Raw genomic sequence first — 20,825 nt, forward strand, 5'->3', positions numbered from 1 at the left:
ATGGCACGAGGTCGCAGTAACCGCCGAGGCGTAAAATCAGAGATTAACATTGTTCCTTTGCTTGACGTATTGTTAGTGCTTTTGCTTATTTTTATGGCAACAGCGCCTATCATTTCGCAAAGTGTTGAAGTTGATCTTCCTGAAGCAACAGATACACAAACAGTTTCAACCAGTGATAATCCCCCGGTGATTGTCGAGGTTGCAGGAATTGGGCAATATAATATTCGTGTTGATCAAGAAGTATTAGAATTATTGCCTCAAGAACAGATTATGGCTGAAGCTAAACGACAATTGGAAAAAAATCCGAAAGTTATATTTCTGATTGGCGGTGCTAAAGATGTTCCTTATGATGAGATAATTAAAGCGCTCAACATGTTACGTCAAGCAGGTGTTAAATCTGTAGGTTTAATGACTCAGCCTATGTAATAGGTTGAAATAAGTTTGGATAATAGCGTGGGAAAGAAGACGAAGCCAATCCGAAGTAAATTGAGCCGTTCAGTTATCTTGTCTACTGCCTTACATTTGCTTGTTATCGCATTGCTTATCTGGGGGTCATTAACTCAGAAGTGGGATTTAGGTGGTGGCGGTGGTGAAGGCGGGCAAGTTATTGATGCTATTATGGTCGATCCTAATGCTGTAGTACAACAGTATAACCAGCAAAAAGCGCAACAGGCTAACGTCCAAAAAGCAGAACAAGAACGTAAAGCGCGTGCAGAGCAACAAGAAGAAGAGTTGCGTCAGCAGCAAATGAAAGAACAAGAACGTTTGAAAACGTTAGAAGTTGAACGTTTACAAGCAAAAGAGGCAGCAGAGGCTCAAAAACGTGAAGCTGCGTTAGCTGCCGCCAAAGCGAAAGAAGAACAAAAAGTTGCTGAAGAAGCGGCCGCACAAGCGAAAGCAGAACGTGATCGCATCTTAAAAGAACAAGCAGATGCGAAAAAACAAGCAGAAGCTGAAGCGAAAAAACAAGCAGAATTAGCAGCAAAACAAAAAGCAGAAGAAGCTAAGGCGAAAGCCGAAGCTGATGCGAAAGCAAAAGCTGAAGCAGATGCTAAAGCAAAGGCCGAAGCCGATGCTAAAGCCAAAGCTGCAGCTGAGGCAAAAGCAAAAGCCGCTGCAGAAGCTAAAGCAAAAGCAGCAGCTCAACAGCAAAGTAAAGCAGTAGATAGTCTGCTTGATGGTTTAGTGGCTGATGGTAGCAAACAAAGCGGAGCTTCAGCTGCGGGTCAAGGTGGTGGAAATCGCACTGGTGCAAATGGTGAAGGTGTCGATCGCTATAAAGGTCAGCTCAAAGTTGCAATAGAACAGAAGTTTATCGATCCTGAGTTGTATAAAGGACGTACTTGTGAGTTGAGAATTAGTATTGCACCTGATGGGATGTTAATTAATGCGAATATTGTAGGTGGTGATGCGGCATTATGCCAAGTGGCATTGCGAGCCGCAAATACAGCGAAATTACCGAAGCCACCAAAAGATGTCTATGAACAAGTAAAATCATCAGTAATTGAGTTTAAACCCTAAAACTGTCTGATTGTAGGAAAACATACACTAATTTATAGCTATTTTAGAATGTTATTGATGTGTTGTATGGTGTTGTTGAAAAGCGTTTGTTACTATTCTGTGCGTTATTGCGTAATAACCGCAATAATAAAAGGGAGACATGATGAAGCAGGCATTAAATGTTATCTTCGGACTTTTAATTTTATGCGTAACCACTCTGGCTAACGCTGAAGTTCGAATTGAAATTACGCAAGGGGTGAATACTGCACGCCCTATCGGTGTTGTTCCTTTTAAATGGGAAGGCACAGGTCAAATGCCAGAAGATATCGCTGGTGTTATCGCAGCTGATTTACGCAATAGTGGAAAATTTAATCCTATTGATGTATCCCGTTTACCTCAACAGCCAGTCACAGCTTCTGAAGTCCAACCTGCACTTTGGACTGCATTAGGGATTGATTCTGTTGTTGTTGGACGCGTACAACCGTCAGCGGATGGCCAATATTTAGTAAGCTATCAATTAGTTGATGTTGCTGGCTCTCCAGGCGCGGTTTTATCTCAAAGTGAGTTTAAAGTTCCATCAAAATGGCTACGTTATTCTGCTCACACTGCCAGTGATGAAGTGTTTGAAAAACTGACTGGTATTCGTGGTGCATTCCGTACACGTATTGCTTATGTTGTTGTGACTAATGGTGGCGCATATCCTTATGAATTGCGTGTTTCTGACTATGATGGTTTTAACCAAGATCGTGTTTATCGCTCATCACAGCCATTAATGTCACCAGCATGGTCACCAGATGGTGCTAAACTTGCTTATGTTACATTTGAAAGTGGTCAATCCGCTTTAGTTGTACAAACATTAGCGACAGGCGAAATTCGCCAAATAGCATCATTCCCAAGACATAATGGTGCACCTTCGTTTTCACCAGATGGCTCTAAGCTAGCATTTGCGCTTTCAAAGAGTGGTAGCTTAAATCTGTATGTTATGGATTTAGCAAGTGGGAATATGACACAGGTAACCAATGGCAGAAGCAACAATACTGAGCCAAATTGGATGCCAGATGGACAAACCTTAGTCTATACTTCAGATCAAGGTGGACGTCCACAAATATACAAAGTGAATATTAACGGTGGAACACCAGAGCGTATTACGTGGGAAGGTAAGCAAAACCAAAATCCTGCGGTAAGCCCAGATGGTAGTTTCTTAGTTATGGTGAGTTCTGAAAGCGGTAGGCAACATATCGCTAAGCAGGATCTGGAAACGAATTCCGTACAATATCTAACAGATACGTTTCTGGATGAAACGCCAAGCATCGCGCCTAACGGCACAATGGTTATTTATAGCTCTACACAAGGCTTAGGCACCATTTTGCAGCTAGTATCGACTGATGGACGTTTCAAAGCGCGTCTTCCGGCGACTGATGGTCAGGTTAAATCACCTGCCTGGTCACCGTTTATGTGATGCATAAAAATTATGTATGGCAAACAAAATAAAGGAACAAATAGAGATGCAATTAAACAAAGTGTTTAAAGGGTTGATGTTAGCATTACCACTCGTTGCTGTTGCAGCATGTAGCTCAAACAAAAACGAAGATCAAACTGATACAAACAATGTACCAGTTGTTGAACAAGGTCCTACTGCTGAAGAATTAGCACGTCAGCAATTAGAACAACTGAAACAACAAAACATCGTTTACTTCGGTTTTGACAAATATGACATTAGCTCAGACTACGCTAACCTGTTAGATGCACACGCTGCATTCCTGCGTGCTAATCCTTCAGTACGTATCACTGTAGAAGGTCATGCTGACGAACGCGGTACTCCAGAATACAACATCGCTCTGGGCGAACGTCGTGCTAACGCTGTGAAAATGTACCTACAAGGTAAAGGCGTATCTGCTGATCAACTGTCAATCGTATCTTACGGTAAAGAAAAACCAGCTGTACTGGGTCATGACGAAGCCGCTTATGCGAAAAACCGTCGTGCAGTACTGGATTACTAAGAGAACGGCATGAACAACAGTAACTTCAGACCTTTCTTGATGAGTCTGTTGTTACTGGTTGGCGTAGCGGCTCCTGTAGCCGCTATTGCCCAAGCGCCAATCAGTAATATCGGTTCAGGTTCGACCGATGAACGACTCGCCCAACTTGAGCGTTTTTCAAATGCTCACAGCCAGCTTTTGACCCAATTACAGCAACAACTTGCTGATTCTCAGCGTGATATTGATATGTTGCGTGGTCAAATTCAGGAAAATCAATATCAGTTAAATCAAGTTGTCGAACGCCAACGCAATATCTATCAACAATTAGATAGCCTTGGTGGCGGTGCTTCTACATCGACTACATCGACGGAAGCCACACAACCTGATAATGCTACTTCTTCAACACCTTCTGCTACAACTAATTCTGGGCAAGGTGATGAGAAGGCTGATTATAATGCAGCAATTGATATCGTATTGAATTCAAAAGATTACGATAAGGCAATTGTTGAATTAAACAACTTTATCAATAACTATCCTAAATCTAGCTATCAATCAAATGCACATTTTTGGTTGGGTCAGATGTATTACTTAAAAGGTAATAAGGATCAGGCAGCAAGTACATTTGCTATTGTTGTTAAAAACTATCCGAAATCTCAAAAAGCAAGTGAAGCCTTTTATAAAATTGGTCTGATCATGCAAGAGAAAGGGCAAAAGGATAATGCTAAAGCTATTTATCAACAAGTGATTAAGCAATATCCAAATAGTGCTGGCGCTAAATTAGCACAAAAGCAGTTAGCAGCACTCTAATTATTGACCCCGTAATGTAAAATATTGCATTTTCGGGGTTAAATGATTGTTTTTTAAGCTATTGATTGTTTTTTTGAAAAAAAACATTGCACAAAAACATTAAATCAGTATTATTACCCGCCGTTGCCACAGAGAATGTGGCGGATTCGAAAAAGGGTCGTTAGCTCAGTCGGTAGAGCAGTTGACTTTTAATCAATTGGTCGGGCGTTCGAATCGCCCACGACCCACCATTTTCGAATACCAATCCGTTTTTATTGAAATGGGTCGTTAGCTCAGTCGGTAGAGCAGTTGACTTTTAATCAATTGGTCGGGCGTTCGAATCGCCCACGACCCACCATTTCAAACCCCCTCCTTGATTATTTACCATCATTCTAATAACTAACTACATTATCATTTAGTGTCTCTTCAGTTATCTTCTGATAACACTATCTAATCGCTGAATTGAGTAACTAAGATAGTTTTCTCAAAATTGAAAAAACTACCTCGCTTTAATTAAAAATCACTTTGAATCAGTAATGGCAAATAATCGATGACGTAATCTGGGTGTACTCATTTTCAGTCAAAAATTCATTGTCAATTAGCCAATTGCTAACAAGCTCTTGTGTTTTTGTCGCTGTATTAAGAGGGTGATTGAGTCGCTTTGATGCATCAATAAAAAATGCCATCATAATAGAAAGTGACGCGGCTGATTCATAAGGTGTACTCATTGCGAGTGTACTTTCTAGTGAGCGCAATGAATAAAACTTAGGTAACCACTCTTTGAGATTTTTTCCCTGATACCATACATCTTGTGTTGATGTTTGTAGTGCAACTTGCTCAAGTAATGTTATTAGCCATTCTCGCATATCATTCATGCGATAATTCGCAAACCAAAACTCATGGCGTAGAATGGCTATAGCGACTTGTGTGGCTTCAAACCAGAATTCTTGAGCATTGTTATCAGCTTGCTCTTTTGAGAGCGTAGGAGGCGTTATAACGCTAATTTCAGGAAGCCCAACGCATAAACCCGTTTTATCCAGTAAAATTTGATACCCACGTTGATAAACTGGACTAAGTCCTTCAGTTTTCATATTAAAAATACGCTTAGGCTCTGCCATCATGATATCCATTTTTCTGCCTTGCGCTAAAACATGTAAATAAATGGGCGAAAATTTACCTTTAGGATCTTCACATTCTAATTGTAAGCTGACAAGTGCATCACCAAATTGTGACAACCAAGATTGGTTTTTTGCGAGTTCTGTCGCACCATAACCGATAAGTTCTATATCAATATCAGAATAACTGTCTATCTTTTTATTGCGACCTAATGATCCTGTTAGTATTACTGTCTCTATTCTAGGATCAAGCAATGCAAAAGAGAGCATGCGATCGATTAAACGTGTTGTTGGCTCCATATTTCTCTCTAATAATTAAAAGGTATAAAGTTATTTTTCGTTTTTATTGTTTAAAGCGTAAATCAGAATAATTTGTTTAGTATATAAAACATTTTTTTGTTATTTTTATAACTCAACAATATAATGTTTAGTATTAAAAACTAAGTACCATTATAAATATGAATTTATAATATATCTTTACTACTTTGCAAAGATGTCGCAATAACCCATATTTTCTTTGTTTTTTTCTATGATTAAGTCGGGGTTGTAAAATGGATGTCATGAGTTGGTTTAGTATCAATAATATTTTAGTCAACATTCCACTGGGACAAGGTGGCTACCCACTTTCGTGGATTGAAGCTGTGGGTACCATAGCTGGTCTCTTGTGCATATGGCTTGCAAGTCAGGAAAAAATAATTAATTACTTATTTGGACTGATTAACGTTACTTTATTTGCCATTATCTTTTTTCAAATTCAGTTATATGCGAGTTTGTTGCTTCAAATTTTCTTCTTTGCGGCCAATATTTATGGATGGTATGCATGGAGCAGAGTAAATGATTTCGAGCAAGCTGAACTAAGAATTCGTTGGTTAAAACCGAGCCACCGTCTCTTTTTAATTATTATTTCAATCGCGGCTATTGTCGCTTTGACCTTTAATATTGATACTGTATTTGGTTATTTAGCCGTTGTTGCTGTTGAAATATTAAATGTCTTTGGCGCAAATTTAGCTACACCAGTGCTTGAACCTGATGCTTACCCATTCTGGGATTCTACAATGACCGTTCTGTCGATTGTGGCGATGATTTTAATGACGCGGAAATTAGTTGAAAACTGGCTAGTTTGGTCTGTGATCAACGTGATTAGTGTCGTTATATTTTATAAGCAAGGTGTTTATGCCATGTCTGTTGAATACATCATCTTACTGGCTATCGCTATTAATGGTTCTCGTTTGTGGATCAAAACAGCAAAACGCTCTAGCAGAAATAATTACCTCTCCTAATAAAAAAGGCTGGTAGAGTTATCTTTCTCTCCAGCCTTACTATTCATTGTTTTTATTCTTATCTTTAACGCAATTTTGAATCATTATTTTGCTTAAATGCGCTATTTCCATCTTTGACAATTTTTTAGAAAAATAACCATAGATGCTTTGAGGTGAAAGGGTGTTTACAGATAGAAAACGAATGGTTAGATTGGGAAAGCAATAACAACATTGACTAGATAACATAAAAGAGTGGATACACGGGAATGAATTATCAGAATGATGACCTTAAAATAACACAAATCAATGAACTTTTACCGCCCGTCGCTTTATTGGAAAAATTTCCAGCGACTGATAATGCGGCTTTTACAGTTCGTCATGCCCGTGAAGCTATTCATCAAATCCTAGCAGGAAAAGATGATCGTCTATTAGTGGTAATTGGGCCTTGTTCTATTCATGATCCGAAAGCTGCGATGGAGTATGCACAACGTTTAAGTCTTATTCGGGAAGAACTTAAAGACAAACTTGAAATTGTAATGCGTGTTTATTTTGAAAAACCGCGCACGACTGTTGGTTGGAAAGGTTTAATTAACGATCCTCATATGGATCATACTTTTGATATTAATGAAGGTTTGCGCATTGCTCGTAATCTTTTATTAACGATTAATGATAGTGGCTTGCCAACGGCTGGCGAGTTCTTAGATATGATAACACCTCAATATGTTGCTGATTTGATGAGTTGGGGCGCAATTGGCGCTCGTACTACAGAATCACAAGTGCATCGAGAGCTTTCATCGGGTCTATCTTGTCCTGTTGGTTTTAAAAATGGTACAGATGGAACAATTAAAGTTGCTATTGATGCAATCAATGCTGCGGGATCGCCACACTGCTTTCTTTCTGTCACTAAATGGGGTCATTCAGCCATTGTACGCACAGCAGGTAATGGTGATTGCCACATTATTTTACGTGGTGGTAAAGAGCCAAATTACAGCGCTGAGCATGTTGTAGCGGTAAAAGAAGGGCTTAAAAAAGCCGGTTTGCCACAAAACGTCATGGTTGATTTCAGTCATGCCAATAGTTGCAAGAAATTTGAGAAACAAATGGAAGTGGGCGCTGATATTTGCCAACAAATTAGCTCAGGTGAAAAAGCATTAATTGGCGTGATGATTGAAAGCCATTTAGTGGAAGGTAGCCAATCATTAGAAAGCGGCGAACCTTTGGTTTATGGCAAAAGTATCACCGATGCTTGTATTGGTTGGGATGATACCGAAACGCTGTTACGCCAACTCGCTGATGCGGTTGTCGCTCGTCGCGGTTAACTGATATTATTTTAGTGCACAAACTGTAATACCGTTGATATTAATCAACGGTATTTTTTATAAAAAAAAGACAATAAGTTAGTCATGTATATTCAGTAGATCAAGTCTAAATTTGGCGGGTTTAAATCCAAGCTCATATGACTTTTGATACCATTCGCTTGCTTTTTCTTTGTCAGCAACAACACCTAGCCCTTTTTCATATAAATAACCAATGTTATAAATAGCTGAGGGATCATTAACTTCAGCCGCTTTTAAATAAAAAGTCATCGCTTTTTGATAATCCTGCTCAACACCTAAGCCATGTTGATATGAATAAGCAATATTATTGTTTGCTTTGATATGTCCATTGTTAACAGCTTTTAGGTACCATTCCATTGCTTTTTTATAGTCTTGTTCGGCACCAAGACCATCTACATATAAAAGACCTAGATTATTCTGTGCTCTACTAAAATTTTGTTCTGCTGATTTTAAATACCACTCTCTAGCAGTATAATAATTTTGTGTAACGCCTAAACCATCATCATACATGTATCCTATATAAAACTGTGCGCTAGGATTATTTTTGTCTGCTGATTTTAATAACCATTCCATTGCTATCTCATAATCTTTAGGAAAAAATAGATCTCCTTTCATATAAAAGAAACCTATTTTTGTTTGAGCTTCAGCATTATCATTGTAAGCTGATAATAAATAAAATTTACGTGCTTTATTTTTATTATTTCGAGAAAAATAAATATCACCTAGATAGAGTTGATAATGTGACAGGCTTTGTTCAAATAAAGAGGGGGAATGATTATTTATTTTATCTTCCTTAAACGGAAATAAAACAAACATTATTGCAAACATAATGATAATAAATAGAATAGTAGCTATTTTTAATTTCATATTAATGTCCCTATTTTTTATTTGAACTGTGATATTTTATTATAGTAGTATGCTTAATGTTATTATAATTAAAGGATTAAAAAATAAAATGGGAAATTTAATTTATTTAACGATTGAAGGAAATCAACAAGGCTTAATTTCAAGGGGGTGTGGAACCCTTGACTCTATTGGAAATAAATGCCAAGAAGGTAAGGAAGATGAAATTATTATTATTGAATACAGTAGCACGATAACCAGAAACCAAAATGTATCACACCATCCAATAGAGTTTATTAAGAACATTGATAAATCATCACCCTTGTTATTAGTTGCTATTTCTAATAATGAAGTTCTGAAATTAACATTTGATTTCTATAGAACATCACAGCACGGTAAAAATGAAAAATATTATACTATTGTCTTAAATCAGGCTTCTATTGTTGATTACTCGACTCGTTATCCACACAGTATAAATAGCAATAGTTCCCAACCAGAAGAATCTGTTCTTGTGCAATATAGAGATATAACTTGTAGTCACCATATTGCAGGAACATCCGGATATAGTATCGCCGATTAATTATCTATTTGAGTTTACTAAATGCTTGTAAAAACTCGTATGTATCATGCGAGTTTTTATTTTCTATTATATTTAAAATAGGGCTAATATCTTCTTCAAAAAAAAGATAAGTCAGAGATAGCTGCTTGTTATCTAGCCTATAATATAACTCTGGACTAAGAGCGCGTAATCGTTTTGATGCTCTATCTAATTTTTCTATAAAACCATAGGAGCTTACTAAAACAAGTGTAATATCTATCCACCCTTTTGATAAATTCTTTTTATTTTTTAAACTTGCTTTTGATTTAAATAATTTTAATCTTAAAATTGCATTTTTGGTAATTAGATAAATTATTATGGATAAAAGTAATTTTCTTACTACAGTGTTTTCTATAAAGGTGGGTGCTTCGTTAAATCCATTAAAATATGCAAATTCATTAATTTTATATTTATTTGCATTATCATCAATAAATAACTCTCGTTGATTTAACATTCTGTTCAGTTTGTTTTTTTGCTGATCATCTAAATTTTCATAAATATATTCACCAATAATAGTTCCTACAATTTTTACAATTTCAGAAGGATTTTTAGCATAAACTAAAAGGTGTATCGCTTCGACATCTCTATCAAAAATGGGATTTTTTGAGGCTGGTGCTCGTAATAAATGGTGATAAAGATAAAGATCGGATAACCTATCTAAACCTAGTGCTGTTGTTTCAATTAGACTCAGGGTTCCAGATACAGCTTGACCTGAAATAGCCTCAACCATCTCTTCTAATGATTTATTTTTTAGATTTTCATACCCTTTTCTAATTGAGCGAGATAGTGCTTGCCGTTCTGTATAAAAAGGTTGTTCGTGAAGTTCTAAAATTCTTCCTTCAGGTGAACAATACCACCAAGCTCCATAAGAGTTGTAATTGCACTCAGACATAAAATATCCCTATTTTAATAAGCATTTTAAATTTATAAATAATTAAATCACTTTAGATCCCATAGTGACAATATATTAAATATTTAATAACTGTAAGTGATAGTTTAATTTTAATTAATTTAAACTATTGAGCTAGATATTCTATTTTTTATAGAAAATAAATAGTAATGTAAAAAATTGGAGTTTGGAAATTTAATAAAAAAATACCGCTATTATTTTAGCGGTATTTATCATATAAACCTAAATAAATAGATTTAAGGTAAAATTATTTTGCTTTACCTTGGTTAGCAACAGCGGCTGCTTTTGCTGCAATTTCGTCAGCATTACCCAAGTAGTAACGTTTGATTGGTTTCATGTTTTCATCAAATTCGTAAACTAAAGGTACAGCTGTTGGGATATTCAGCTCAAGAATTTCATCTTCGCTCATGTTGTCTAGGTATTTAACCAGAGCACGCAGTGAGTTACCGTGAGCTGCAATAATCACTTTCTCACCAGAAGCCACACGAGGTTTAATCACATCTTCCCAATAGGGTGTTACACGGTCGATAGTCAGCGCTAGGCTTTCTGTTAATGGCAGTTCTGCCGCAGTTAAAGAAGCATAACGTGGATCTTTACCTGGGAAACGTTCATCATCTTTAGTTAATTCTGGTGGAGTGATAGCAAAACCACGACGCCATTGCTTAACTTGCTCGTCACCGTATTTTTCCGCAGTTTCAGCTTTATTTAAGCCTTGCAGTGCACCGTAATGACGTTCGTTTAATTTCCAGCATTTTTCAACTGGCAGCCATTGTTGATCAACTTGATCAAGAATGTTCCACAGGGTGTGAATTGCGCGTTTCAGAACAGAAGTATATGCATAGTCAAAAACGAAACCTTCAGCTTTCAGCAGTTTACCTGCTTCTTGCGCTTCATTACGGCCTTTTTCGGACAGCTCAACGTCAGTCCAGCCTGTAAAACGGTTTTCTTTGTTCCATACACTTTCACCGTGTCGAACTAGCACAAGCTTAGTTACTGCCATAGTTTAGACTCCTATAATTACTTTCTTAATATAAGTTTAAAATTAGCACTTCAATCATTATATGGATCATCGACAAGAACGCCAAACATAAGTGACAAAACAAGGGGGATTAAGTCAAAAATATCGTTTGTTCGATGAATTATTGCACAGTTGTCACACCTTTTGCTTAATCGTTCAAGCTATTAATCTAGCGGGATCGGCGTAAAAAAACAAAATATCCATTTTGTATGAAAAATAGACGAAAATGGCGTCCATAAAAACGACATATTTTTTATTTATAATTGTTCGAATAATAAGCAAAAAAGCGTCGATTTAAATAAATAAAGTAAAGCTAAGTTTACCGTTTATTTCTAAAATCATTGCCCTGATTATGACAGTAAAAATCAACATTTAACAAATTTCTTGCTGGTAACGATAAATTTCGCCTTCTTTAATAAATGTCAATCGATGAGTAATACACGATGGCGCATCTTCTTGATGATGGCTCACAAATAAAAGTTGCGTATTACTGTGGCTTATCATGATATCAATAAAACGCTGTACTAAGAGCCTATTGGTTGTATCTAAGCCTTGTAGAGGCTCATCAAGAATAAGCAAAGTCGGGTGCTTAACTAATGCTCTAACAATTAATACTAAGCGTTGCTGTCCCCAAGATAAGGCATGAAATGGATGGTTAGCATGTGCGGTTAAACCAATCAACGCTAACCATTCATCCGCAAGTTTAAGCTGTTTATCTGTAATAGCTTGATAAATACCAATAGAGTCATGAAAACCTGAAATAATGACATTCTTTACTGTTGAAGAAACTCGATAACTCTGATGCAAGGCATTGCTGACATAACCTATATGGCGTTTAATTTCCCATATTGTTTCGCCACTTCCTCTTTTACGACCAAATAGCGTTAAGTCATTGCTATAACCTTGAGGATGATCGCCCGTAATTAAACTCAATAATGTCGATTTTCCCGCACCATTAGGACCTAAAATTTGCCAATGTTGTTGAGGTTTTACCTCCCAGCTTAAATGGTGAAGAACAGGTTTGTCGTTATAGCTCACTACGCCATTTTTTAGCACAATAGGGGAAAGTGTCGGTGATAATTGAGGAATTGCATCTGGTAGATCTTGTTCCGGTAATGTGAGATTTTCAAGCGTTTCACTGTGAGATAATTGCCCTATTACAGAATCAGATAAAATCTGTTCTTTTTTACCGTTGGCGACTAATTCGCAATTAATTAGTAGACCTGCATACTGAATAAAATCAGGAATATCATTAAAACGATTTAAAATCAGTATAATAGTAAGATTTTGTTGATGTAATAGAGCTAATAGCTCATTTAAAGCGCGACGAGAATCAACATCTAAGCCATCAAAAGGTTCATCTAAAATAAGTAAATCAGGTTTATTCATTAACAGTTGAATAAGCAATACTTTTCGAGATTCACCAGTAGATAGATATTTAAACCGTCTTGATAAAAGATATTCAACACCAAATTGCTTGGCTAATAAAAAGCATCTGTCATCATCTTTTACCTGCATTTGAATAACTTGAGCTACGGTTAAGCCAGTGTCTTCTTCACCTTCACTTAATAAATCTGTGTTATTACGACGCCACTCTTCTTCAATCATTTTTTGTAGTTTTTCAAAAGAGAGACTAATTGGACGAGAAAATGTATTGATAAACTCACCAGAGAGCAAAATACCTTCTTGGCATAATGCATTGGCTAATGCCGTTTTGCCACTTCCATTACTGCCTACAAATGCCCAACTTTCACCTTCATTTATGGCTAAATTATCAATTTGTAAACAGAGTTTGTCGCTTAAGCGAAATTGTGTTTTTTTGAGTTGCAAGTATTTCATTATTCTTATCCGTCACTTTTTAGAACAAGTAGGGTACTTAGCAATATCGGGTTAACCAAAAATTGTCAATATCTGTTGAATTATTCTTAATTTAAAAATTAAAGGTCTTTTAAAAAATGATAACCATTGAGCTAGATAGTTTATGCAATGATATAAAAAATAATTCAAGGATGATTTTTATATGCATAAATTTAAAGATAAAAAGATTAAATTATTATTGTTTTTTTTATTAATATTAGTAAGTAAGATGAGTTTTTCTCATGTTAATAAAAATAATTGTTTTATAATTAATGAAATAAAAATAGAAGATACGAGTTTATTAATTAGTAAAAAACAAAATCAATTAATATTAAAATATTTACATCGATGTTTAACTGAAAATGATATACAGAGTATCGCTAATGTTATAACAAATGAATATATTAAAAAAGGTTATGTCACTTCACAGGCATTTATTTCTCATCAAGATCTTTCTAATAATAAATTCACAGTTAAAGTGATAGAGGGAAAAATAAAAGATATTTTTATTAATAATGCTTCTTCTCGATTAGTTAATGTTATCTTTCCATCGTACAAAGAAAAAATACTTAATTTACGCGATTTAGAGCATGGGCTTGAGCAACTTAATCGATTAACAACATCACAATATACATTGGATATAAAACCAAGCGATAGTGTGGAATATTCTTCTATTTTTGTTGTTCAAAACAATAAAAAAACTCCATTTAAAAATCAACTAACCGTTGATAACTCAGGTACCAAAACAACAGGTAAAATTCTATTAGCGAATACTACAACCATAGATTCTTTATTTGGCTTGGGTGAACAATGGATTTTTTCACTAAAAACAAATACTGATTTCACTCGCACTAACTATTCTCGTGCTTATACTGCAAGTATGAATATTCCTTATGGTTATTGGTTTTATCAGTATCAAGTATCGCATAGCCAATCCTCTTATCCTTTTCAAAGCCATAATGCTCAATATCGTTATAAAAACAAAAATAGCGATCAACACTTTGATATTAGTCGTTTAGTCTATCGTGATAATAAGCAACGAATAATATTAAAGAGTTCCCTGAAACATAAAAAAGCAAGGACACAATTAGCACAACAAAAACTATTAATAACGAGTCCTACATTAACTTCTTTGTCATTTAGTCCTGAATATAATTTAAGTATACATAATGGATATTTAATCATTAATCCAATTGCCGAGCTCGGGATTTCTCTTTTTGGTGCAACACCTGATTATCTTTCTGAAAATTCACCTCGTAGCCATTATCGAAAACTAAGCCTAAACTTAAGCTATCAACATATATTTATTAATAAATTTTCCTATGTTACATCATTCTATGGGCAATATACGCCAGATAATCTTTATAGCATAGAACGGATCGCAATAGGTGGATTGAATTCTATTCGAGGATTTAAAAAAGAAAGTTTAAGTGCAAATCGAGGGTTTTATTGGCGTAATGAAATTAACACCTCTGGGATAATGTCTTTTTTAGGTCAATGGAAATTTATTGCTGCGATTGATTATGGCGTTATAAATTCAGATAAATATGAAACAAAACAGCAATCTTTATTAGGAAGTGCTATAGGAGCTTCTTTTTATCGCTCAACATTCTCTTCACAAATATTAATTAATAAACCTTTATTTTACCCTTCATCATTAAAACCCGATCACTGGTCTTTATTTTGGTCTATTTCTTTGGCGATTTAAAACTTGGAGTTTTTTTATGCACGAAAAGGATATTTCTCAAAAACAGCGTTTAATTAGCTATAGCATCATTTATCTAACAGCTATTTATCCATTACATCCCGCTTGGAGTTCTGCAATTACTCCAATTGATAAAACAATAAAAATAAGTCAGAAAAATACCGTTCCTATTATTAATATTGCAACACCTAATGATACTGGTGTTTCTCATAATCAATTTCACTCTTTTAATGTTGGTAAACAAGGTGTTGTACTTAATAATGCAACAATGCCTGTTAATACTCAATTAGCCAAACAAGTGAATGCTAATACCCATTTAAAAGGTAATGCAGCGCATTTAATTATTAATGAAGTAGTAGGAAATGGACATTCACAGTTATTAGGTAAATTAGAAGTTGCAGGTGAACAAGCGAAAGTTGTTATTGCCAATCCAAATGGTATCACGTGTGATGGCTGTTCGTTTATTAATACCCCAGCAATTACACTTACGACAGGAAAACCTCAATTTAGCTCTCAAGGTGCTTATTCAGCAATAGAAGTGAAAAAAGGCGCTGTTGTTATTGGCACGCAAGGTATAGATCTCCAAGCTCAGAATTATGCCGACATTATTAGCCGAAGTATTGAGTTAAATGGAAAAATTAACGCTAAAACTCTTTCTTTAATGCAAGGCAATAACCGTATTGATTTTGAAAAAGGAACGGTAAACAGCCTTACTGGAGAAGACATAAAGCCAACAATCTCGATTGATACTAAAGCGCTGGGAGGAATGTATGCCAATCAAATACGACTAGTCAGCACAGAAAAGGGTGTTGGTGTTAATTTAAGTGATATTCATACAAATCAAAACAGTGTGAATTTAACGGTTGATGGAAAAATTACCTTTAATGGCAATATTCAATCTGAACAAGATATTAATGTTAGTAGTAAAGAACTACAAATTAATAATAATGCAAAGTTAAAAGCAAAAAGAGATATAACTTTAGCAACTCATGCGCTAGCTAATCATAGTGAAATTATCGCAGAAAAAGATATGCGTTTATTTGCAGATAAACTCACTAATAAAGGTGAAAAGGCACTAGTTCAAGCAAAAGATAACTTATGGATACAAAAAAATGCACAGGGTGATCCTAGCACTTTAATTGAAAATCAATCAGCCATTATAAAAACAGAAAAGGGTGATTTGATTATTAGAACAAAGAAGTTGGTCAATGAATCTATTACACCTTTATTTAAAGAGATTAAACAAGAGCCTGATTCTAAAAAATTTTATAGTGTTAGAAATCAATTTATTCCACCTTATCCTAGTAGCAGTTTTTCCCAGGGTAATTATGAAGCATATATTATTGCTTACATACCTGAGTTAATAGATGAGAGAAGAAAAAAATGGTTTGGGGTGGCAAATTTAAATGATGATTATGGTATAAATAGTGAGAGGAAAAAAGTAGATTTAATTTCAAGTTATATTGGTTCTAAAATTATCTCTGGTAATAATTTATATATTCAATCTAATAGTATATCAAATTATCAATCATATATTTTGGCAAATAATAATTCTATTTTAACTGGTAAGGATGCTTATTTTTTAGATTGTTCAATAGGCCAGTTAGATAAATGGGTAATATATAAAAATAGTGGTATTCTTCCAGAAATAAATCCTCTATTTGAGATCCCTAATAATCAGGTTGAGAAATCAAATTATAGAAAAGAATATATATATATACCATATGTTTCCACTGATATTCATAGTTATAATTTTAAATTTGAAAAAAATAATGAATATATTATAGCGAAGGGTAATTTGGTTTTAGATTTTAAAAACTCTATAAATATAGAAACTAAAGTACCATTTCAATATTCTAAAATAAAAAAAATAATAAATAAATCACACTCAGGATACAATGTTTTAGCTAGTAATATACTGCTTAATTCTAGTTCTATTAACGTATCGTCAAATATAAAATCAAATAATGATCTATCTGTTATTTCTAGTGGAGATCTTATAGTAAAAGATTCACATCTCTCATCTAAAAAATCATTAAACTTAATTTCCAATAAAAATATAGCACTTAGCCAAGTAGATTTAACAGCAAAAGACGGTGTTGTTCTTGCTAAAAATGGAAACATTGATTATACATTAAATCCTACTTCTGCATTTAATGAAAATAATATTTCAACTCCTCCTGTTATTAATGTTTATAATTCTATGTTATTTCAGTCTGGAGAGAATACTACTTTTAATAATATTGAGGTTAATAATGCTAACTCTTTCAATTTAATTTCATCTGGTGATATAAAAATCCAGAGAAATGAATCAGAACTTTTTAAGATATTACCATATTTCCATTTATATACTCAAGAACCTGTATTATCAAAAACGGAAAGCTGGAAAACGCGAGGTGATATTACATTCACTTCCGGTAAAGATATTATTAGTCAAGGAATAAAATATCATAGTGATAAAGCCATAACCTTTAATGCAGGACAAGATATTTTCCTTGCCTCTAAATCAATAAAAGAAGCCGATCCTTTCTTCAGTGATGTTTATTACCCCCAATTACAATCTAAATTATTTTCAGATAATAATCTTATTTTAAATGCCGCTCGTGATATTGATTTAAGTTCAACAATATTAAATTCAAAAGATAAAGCAGTTGTATTAGCAGGTAGAAATATAAAACTGGGTACAAACGCTTATTCTGCTATAAAAGATCCCCATGAAGATGCACAAGATATTCAGTATGCCACAACCGCTATTACGGGAAATAAAGGTATTTCTATTGCGTCATCAGGCACATTAATCACAGAAGGAAGTTCACTTAGATCAGAGGGTGATATTACGATATCCAGTGGTGGCAATATTCAATTAGGATCAGTAAGAACACATTTTCGTAAAGAGTCGGGTTCTGACTTAGAAGAGCTTCGCAAACAAGTTAGCACTGAAATTAATAGTGGCAATAATCTAACACTATTATCTGAAGGCAGTATTTTATTTCAGGCATCAAAATTAACGGTAAATAAAGAGATGGATATCGCTGCTAAAGGTGGATTTCTTTATGCACAAGCGATGGAAGAATCAAGTTATTACGAAGAGGAAAAGAAAAAATGTAATTGGTGGACTTTATGTACGACTAAAAAGAAATATACGAAAACATTTTATAATACCAATAATAAAGTTACCGAATTTATTGCAAATAGCGATATTAACTTATTTGCTAAAGATGATATTACCTTAGAAGCAAGCAAACTAGAAACAGCGAAGAATGCAAAATTAACCAGCAAAACAGGAAAAATTAATTTTAAAGCAGTAAAAAATACGGCATTTAAACAAGTTATTACTAATTCAAAAGATATTTATATTACTCAGCGTGATCAGGGATACACCAAAGGAATATGGGTATTACCTGAGCTCTATATTGGCGGAAAGCTCACTATTGATGCCCCCAAAGGCATATCTGCGGATATTAAAGCTAAGAAAAAAGAATCACTAGAACAAGCATTAACCGTTTTAAGTAATACACCAGAATATGCTTGGTTGAGTGATCTTCAACACCATAAGAACGTTAATTGGAATTTAGTGAAAGACACTTATTCCAGTTGGGATGATAAAACTCAGCAATTAAATCCTGTTATTGGTGCGGTTATTGCTATCGCGGTAGGGGTTGCCACTTACGGTACTGCAACGGCGGCAACCATTGGTGGAATGGCAAGTGAAGCCACCATTGCGGCAGGTGCATCAGCCAGTGTGGCTTCAACAGCATCGGTTGCAGCACAAGCAGGTTTTGCCTCTTTAGTATCGCAAGCTGCGGTGTCTTTAGCTGAGAACAAAGGCAATATTTCTAAAACTTTGGAGTCACTCGGTCGTAGTGACACTGTCAAGTCTGTTGTTACCAGTATGGTGGTTGCAGGGGCATTGCAAGGTCTTGACCAATTTATGGGTTGGGATCAGGCAATCCAAGGAGGAACCTTACCTTCAACAGGTAAGTTACTGCTTACTGATAACGCAACATGGAATCAAGTTGCCCAGCGTGTCGCCTCACATTCAGTTGTTAGCTCAACACTGGGTACGGCAATTCAAGGCGGCAGTTTTATTGATAATTTTAAAACCGCGCTATTAAGCAATATTGGCAGTCAATTTCATGCCGAAGGCGCCAATCTAATTGGTGATAACGGTGCCGTATTAGGGCATGCAGGAAAGGTGTTAAGTCATGCAACATTATCTGGTTTATCTGCACAAATTAGTGGAGGAAATGTTAAAGGTGCAATTATCGGTGGTTTGGCCGCTGAAATTGCGGCTATTTCGTTGGGTGATAACACTATTAAGGTTGAGGAGTGGCATAAAAAATCAGAATCACAAGCTCAATTTGTTAGGTTATTCGGTGGTATAGCAGGCGGTATTTTTACTGGTGAGCCAGGTGGTGTATATAGTGGTGCTAGTTCAGCTGAGAATATATTCCGTTTCAACCATTTATTTCATGATATTTCGATGGATTTCGATCGAGAAATACATAAATGTGGGTCTAATGCTGAATGCCTATCAAAGATAATCGACAAATATACAGTTTTTAGCAATGAAAATAGTTTAAAACTAGATGTTGAATTAAATACTAATCCGTTAGCAGTTATAGAGATCAAGAAAAAAAGAATTGAAAATGCACTTGAATTAACTAAAAGACCATATTGGGCTAGCTATCTTGGTGCTGATACAATGCAAACTGAGATAGCTAAACAATATGTTCAATATTGGAATTCGCAAGATTTAGATAAAATAGATGTAAACACTCCTTCTTGGTTAAAGTTTTCATCGTGGATCTCAGAGCCAGATAACCAGTTTTTTCTTGTTAGTGCTGGTTTTTTAGTTAAAGAATTAAGCGATTTTGCTATTAGATATTTTGGTAGAAATTCAGCAAGTAAAACAATTTCTGCTTCTGAAATTGGTATGAAATGGTCTTCTGGGGGAGGAAATATAAATACACAAGGAATGTCATGGGAAAACTCTATTGCGAAAAGCTTACCTGTTCACACTAGATTGCCAAAAAATTTTAAAACATTTGATTTTTATATTGCTAAAGATAAAGTAGCAATAAGTGCAAAAAGCCTAGATACTCAAACGATGAGTAAACTTAATCGACCAAAACAAATTTATAATACAATTAAAGGTAATATAGATGATGCTGCAAAATTTGAAGGTTATAGATTGTCAGGAGTTAATTTACATTCAGAAATGATAGCAAAACGAGAAATTTGGCTTGCTGTACCACAATCGACAACAAAGGCCCAATGGATTGAAATTAATCGTGCGGTAGCTTATGGAGAAAGTATGAATATTGAAGTAAAAATAACGCAGGTAAAATGATGACGTTTATTAACGATAATGAGTATTGTGCTTTGATAGTAATGACAGATAAATTTTTTTGCTTAAATACGGAATCTGGCTATGGGCTAATGACACTCGATCCTAATTTTTCATCAATTATACTTTCTTTAACATGTTCAAATAAGGAGCTTGGCGAAAGTTTAATTAAAGTTTTAGAGAATAGTCGAACTCAGCTCAAAGATGAGGAATATGACAAACTCTTTAAAAAGGAAAATATAAAAAAAAACTGGGATTCATGGCTAGAATTATTACAGTATAAATATAACTATCGCTCAAAACGTCAACTTTTAGCTAATATGCTAAATTGTTCTGTTTATCTTTATAATAACAAAATATTAATTTCACCTTCTCACCATTCAAGTCTTGAAGGATGGGAAGGAATAGGGGCATCCCATAAGGTTATTTTATCGCTAGATAGCTCATCTGATGAGATAGGTTTGGGTATTCGGCTTGCATTTAGTCGGTGTACTACGAAGAGATTTTAACTTAATGAAAGTGAGTATTTTTGTATAATTGAAATATAATATATATGTGAATTATTAGG

At 34.9% G+C, this 20,825-nt stretch carries 16 protein-coding genes and 2 tRNA genes; 13 read left to right on the forward strand and 5 right to left on the reverse strand.

Annotated features, from left to right (window positions below; translation table 11 throughout):
- From tolR to ABN217_RS04950, 7 genes are all read left to right on the forward strand, one after another.
- Nucleotides 1-426 carry a colicin uptake protein TolR gene (gene tolR, locus ABN217_RS04920; RefSeq protein ID WP_072070589.1) on the forward strand — a complete coding sequence of 142 codons (426 nt, stop codon included), beginning with the start codon at nt 1-3 and terminating at the stop codon, nt 424-426.
- A 27-nt stretch (nt 427-453) separates the two neighbouring features.
- Nucleotides 454-1,521 carry a cell envelope integrity protein TolA gene (gene tolA / locus ABN217_RS04925; RefSeq protein ID WP_196553416.1) on the forward strand — a complete coding sequence of 356 codons (1,068 nt, stop codon included), beginning with the start codon at nt 454-456 and terminating at the stop codon, nt 1,519-1,521.
- 142 nt (nt 1,522-1,663) lie between these two features.
- Nucleotides 1,664-2,959 (forward strand): Tol-Pal system beta propeller repeat protein TolB, encoded by a 1,296-nt coding sequence (gene tolB, locus ABN217_RS04930; protein ID WP_072070587.1) that lies wholly within the window; start codon nt 1,664-1,666, stop codon nt 2,957-2,959.
- A 46-nt stretch (nt 2,960-3,005) separates the two neighbouring features.
- Nucleotides 3,006-3,500, forward strand: coding sequence for a peptidoglycan-associated lipoprotein Pal (pal, locus tag ABN217_RS04935; protein ID WP_072070586.1), 495 nt, complete (start codon nt 3,006-3,008; stop codon nt 3,498-3,500).
- 9 nt (nt 3,501-3,509) lie between these two features.
- Nucleotides 3,510-4,286, forward strand: coding sequence for a cell division protein CpoB (cpoB, locus tag ABN217_RS04940; RefSeq protein ID WP_196553415.1), 777 nt, complete (start codon nt 3,510-3,512; stop codon nt 4,284-4,286).
- A 154-nt stretch (nt 4,287-4,440) separates the two neighbouring features.
- Nucleotides 4,441-4,516: transfer RNA gene (locus tag ABN217_RS04945), tRNA-Lys, on the forward strand.
- 31 nt (nt 4,517-4,547) lie between these two features.
- Nucleotides 4,548-4,623: transfer RNA gene (locus ABN217_RS04950), tRNA-Lys, on the forward strand.
- 172 nt (nt 4,624-4,795) lie between these two features.
- Here ABN217_RS04950 and ABN217_RS04955 read toward each other — a convergent pair.
- Nucleotides 4,796-5,680: an aminoglycoside 6-adenylyltransferase gene (locus ABN217_RS04955; protein ID WP_349459142.1), complete on the reverse strand. Its 885-nt coding sequence runs from the start codon at nt 5,678-5,680 to the stop codon at nt 4,796-4,798.
- Nucleotides 5,681-5,931: 251 nt separating this feature from the next.
- On the opposite strand from ABN217_RS04955, the gene pnuC reads away from it, so the two are divergent.
- Together pnuC and aroG are read left to right on the forward strand one after the other, a co-directional pair.
- On the forward strand, nt 5,932-6,660 hold the full coding sequence (pnuC, locus tag ABN217_RS04960) for a nicotinamide riboside transporter PnuC (RefSeq protein ID WP_115350860.1): 729 nt from the start codon (nt 5,932-5,934) through the stop codon (nt 6,658-6,660).
- 245 nt (nt 6,661-6,905) lie between these two features.
- A complete protein-coding gene (gene aroG, locus ABN217_RS04965; protein ID WP_340895646.1) occupies nt 6,906-7,958 on the forward strand; it encodes a 3-deoxy-7-phosphoheptulonate synthase AroG in 1,053 nt (350 codons plus the stop codon).
- A 78-nt stretch (nt 7,959-8,036) separates the two neighbouring features.
- On the opposite strand, the gene ABN217_RS04970 is transcribed toward aroG, so the two are convergent.
- The gene (locus tag ABN217_RS04970; protein WP_197269420.1) at nt 8,037-8,843 is read right to left on the reverse strand and encodes a tetratricopeptide repeat protein; all 807 of its coding nucleotides are present in this window, start codon (nt 8,841-8,843) and stop codon (nt 8,037-8,039) included.
- Nucleotides 8,844-8,931: 88 nt separating this feature from the next.
- On the opposite strand from ABN217_RS04970, the gene ABN217_RS04975 reads away from it, so the two are divergent.
- Nucleotides 8,932-9,399: an Hcp family type VI secretion system effector gene (locus tag ABN217_RS04975; RefSeq protein WP_072070599.1), complete on the forward strand. Its 468-nt coding sequence runs from the start codon at nt 8,932-8,934 to the stop codon at nt 9,397-9,399.
- Between the two features lie 4 nt (nt 9,400-9,403).
- Here the strand turns inward: ABN217_RS04975 and ABN217_RS04980 are convergent, their stop codons facing one another.
- From ABN217_RS04980 to modF, 3 genes are all read right to left on the reverse strand, one after another.
- The gene (locus ABN217_RS04980; protein ID WP_196553413.1) at nt 9,404-10,309 is read right to left on the reverse strand and encodes a hypothetical protein; all 906 of its coding nucleotides are present in this window, start codon (nt 10,307-10,309) and stop codon (nt 9,404-9,406) included.
- Nucleotides 10,310-10,574: 265 nt separating this feature from the next.
- Nucleotides 10,575-11,327, reverse strand: coding sequence for a 2,3-diphosphoglycerate-dependent phosphoglycerate mutase (gene gpmA, locus ABN217_RS04985; protein WP_349459143.1), 753 nt, complete (start codon nt 11,325-11,327; stop codon nt 10,575-10,577).
- Between the two features lie 390 nt (nt 11,328-11,717).
- Nucleotides 11,718-13,184 (reverse strand): molybdate ABC transporter ATP-binding protein ModF, encoded by a 1,467-nt coding sequence (gene modF / locus ABN217_RS04990; protein ID WP_349459144.1) that lies wholly within the window; start codon nt 13,182-13,184, stop codon nt 11,718-11,720.
- Between the two features lie 181 nt (nt 13,185-13,365).
- Between modF and ABN217_RS04995 the strand changes: the two genes are divergently transcribed.
- Genes ABN217_RS04995 through ABN217_RS05005 form a run of 3 tightly spaced genes read left to right on the forward strand, consistent with a single transcriptional unit; the run spans nt 13,366 to nt 20,766 of the window.
- Entirely contained in the window at nt 13,366-14,910 is a 1,545-nt protein-coding gene (locus ABN217_RS04995; protein WP_349459145.1) for a ShlB/FhaC/HecB family hemolysin secretion/activation protein, read from the forward strand.
- Nucleotides 14,911-14,926: 16 nt separating this feature from the next.
- Nucleotides 14,927-20,260, forward strand: coding sequence for a DUF637 domain-containing protein (locus ABN217_RS05000; RefSeq protein WP_349459146.1), 5,334 nt, complete (start codon nt 14,927-14,929; stop codon nt 20,258-20,260).
- Nucleotides 20,260-20,766 (forward strand): contact-dependent growth inhibition system immunity protein, encoded by a 507-nt coding sequence (locus ABN217_RS05005; protein ID WP_196553409.1) that lies wholly within the window; start codon nt 20,260-20,262, stop codon nt 20,764-20,766. Before ABN217_RS05000 ends, ABN217_RS05005 begins: the two co-directional genes overlap by 1 nt.
- Nucleotides 20,767-20,825: the final 59 nt, after the last annotated feature.

The organism is Proteus sp. fly-1067 (assembly GCF_040139345.1).
Taxonomy (GTDB): Bacteria; Pseudomonadota; Gammaproteobacteria; order Enterobacterales; family Enterobacteriaceae; genus Proteus; species Proteus vulgaris_B.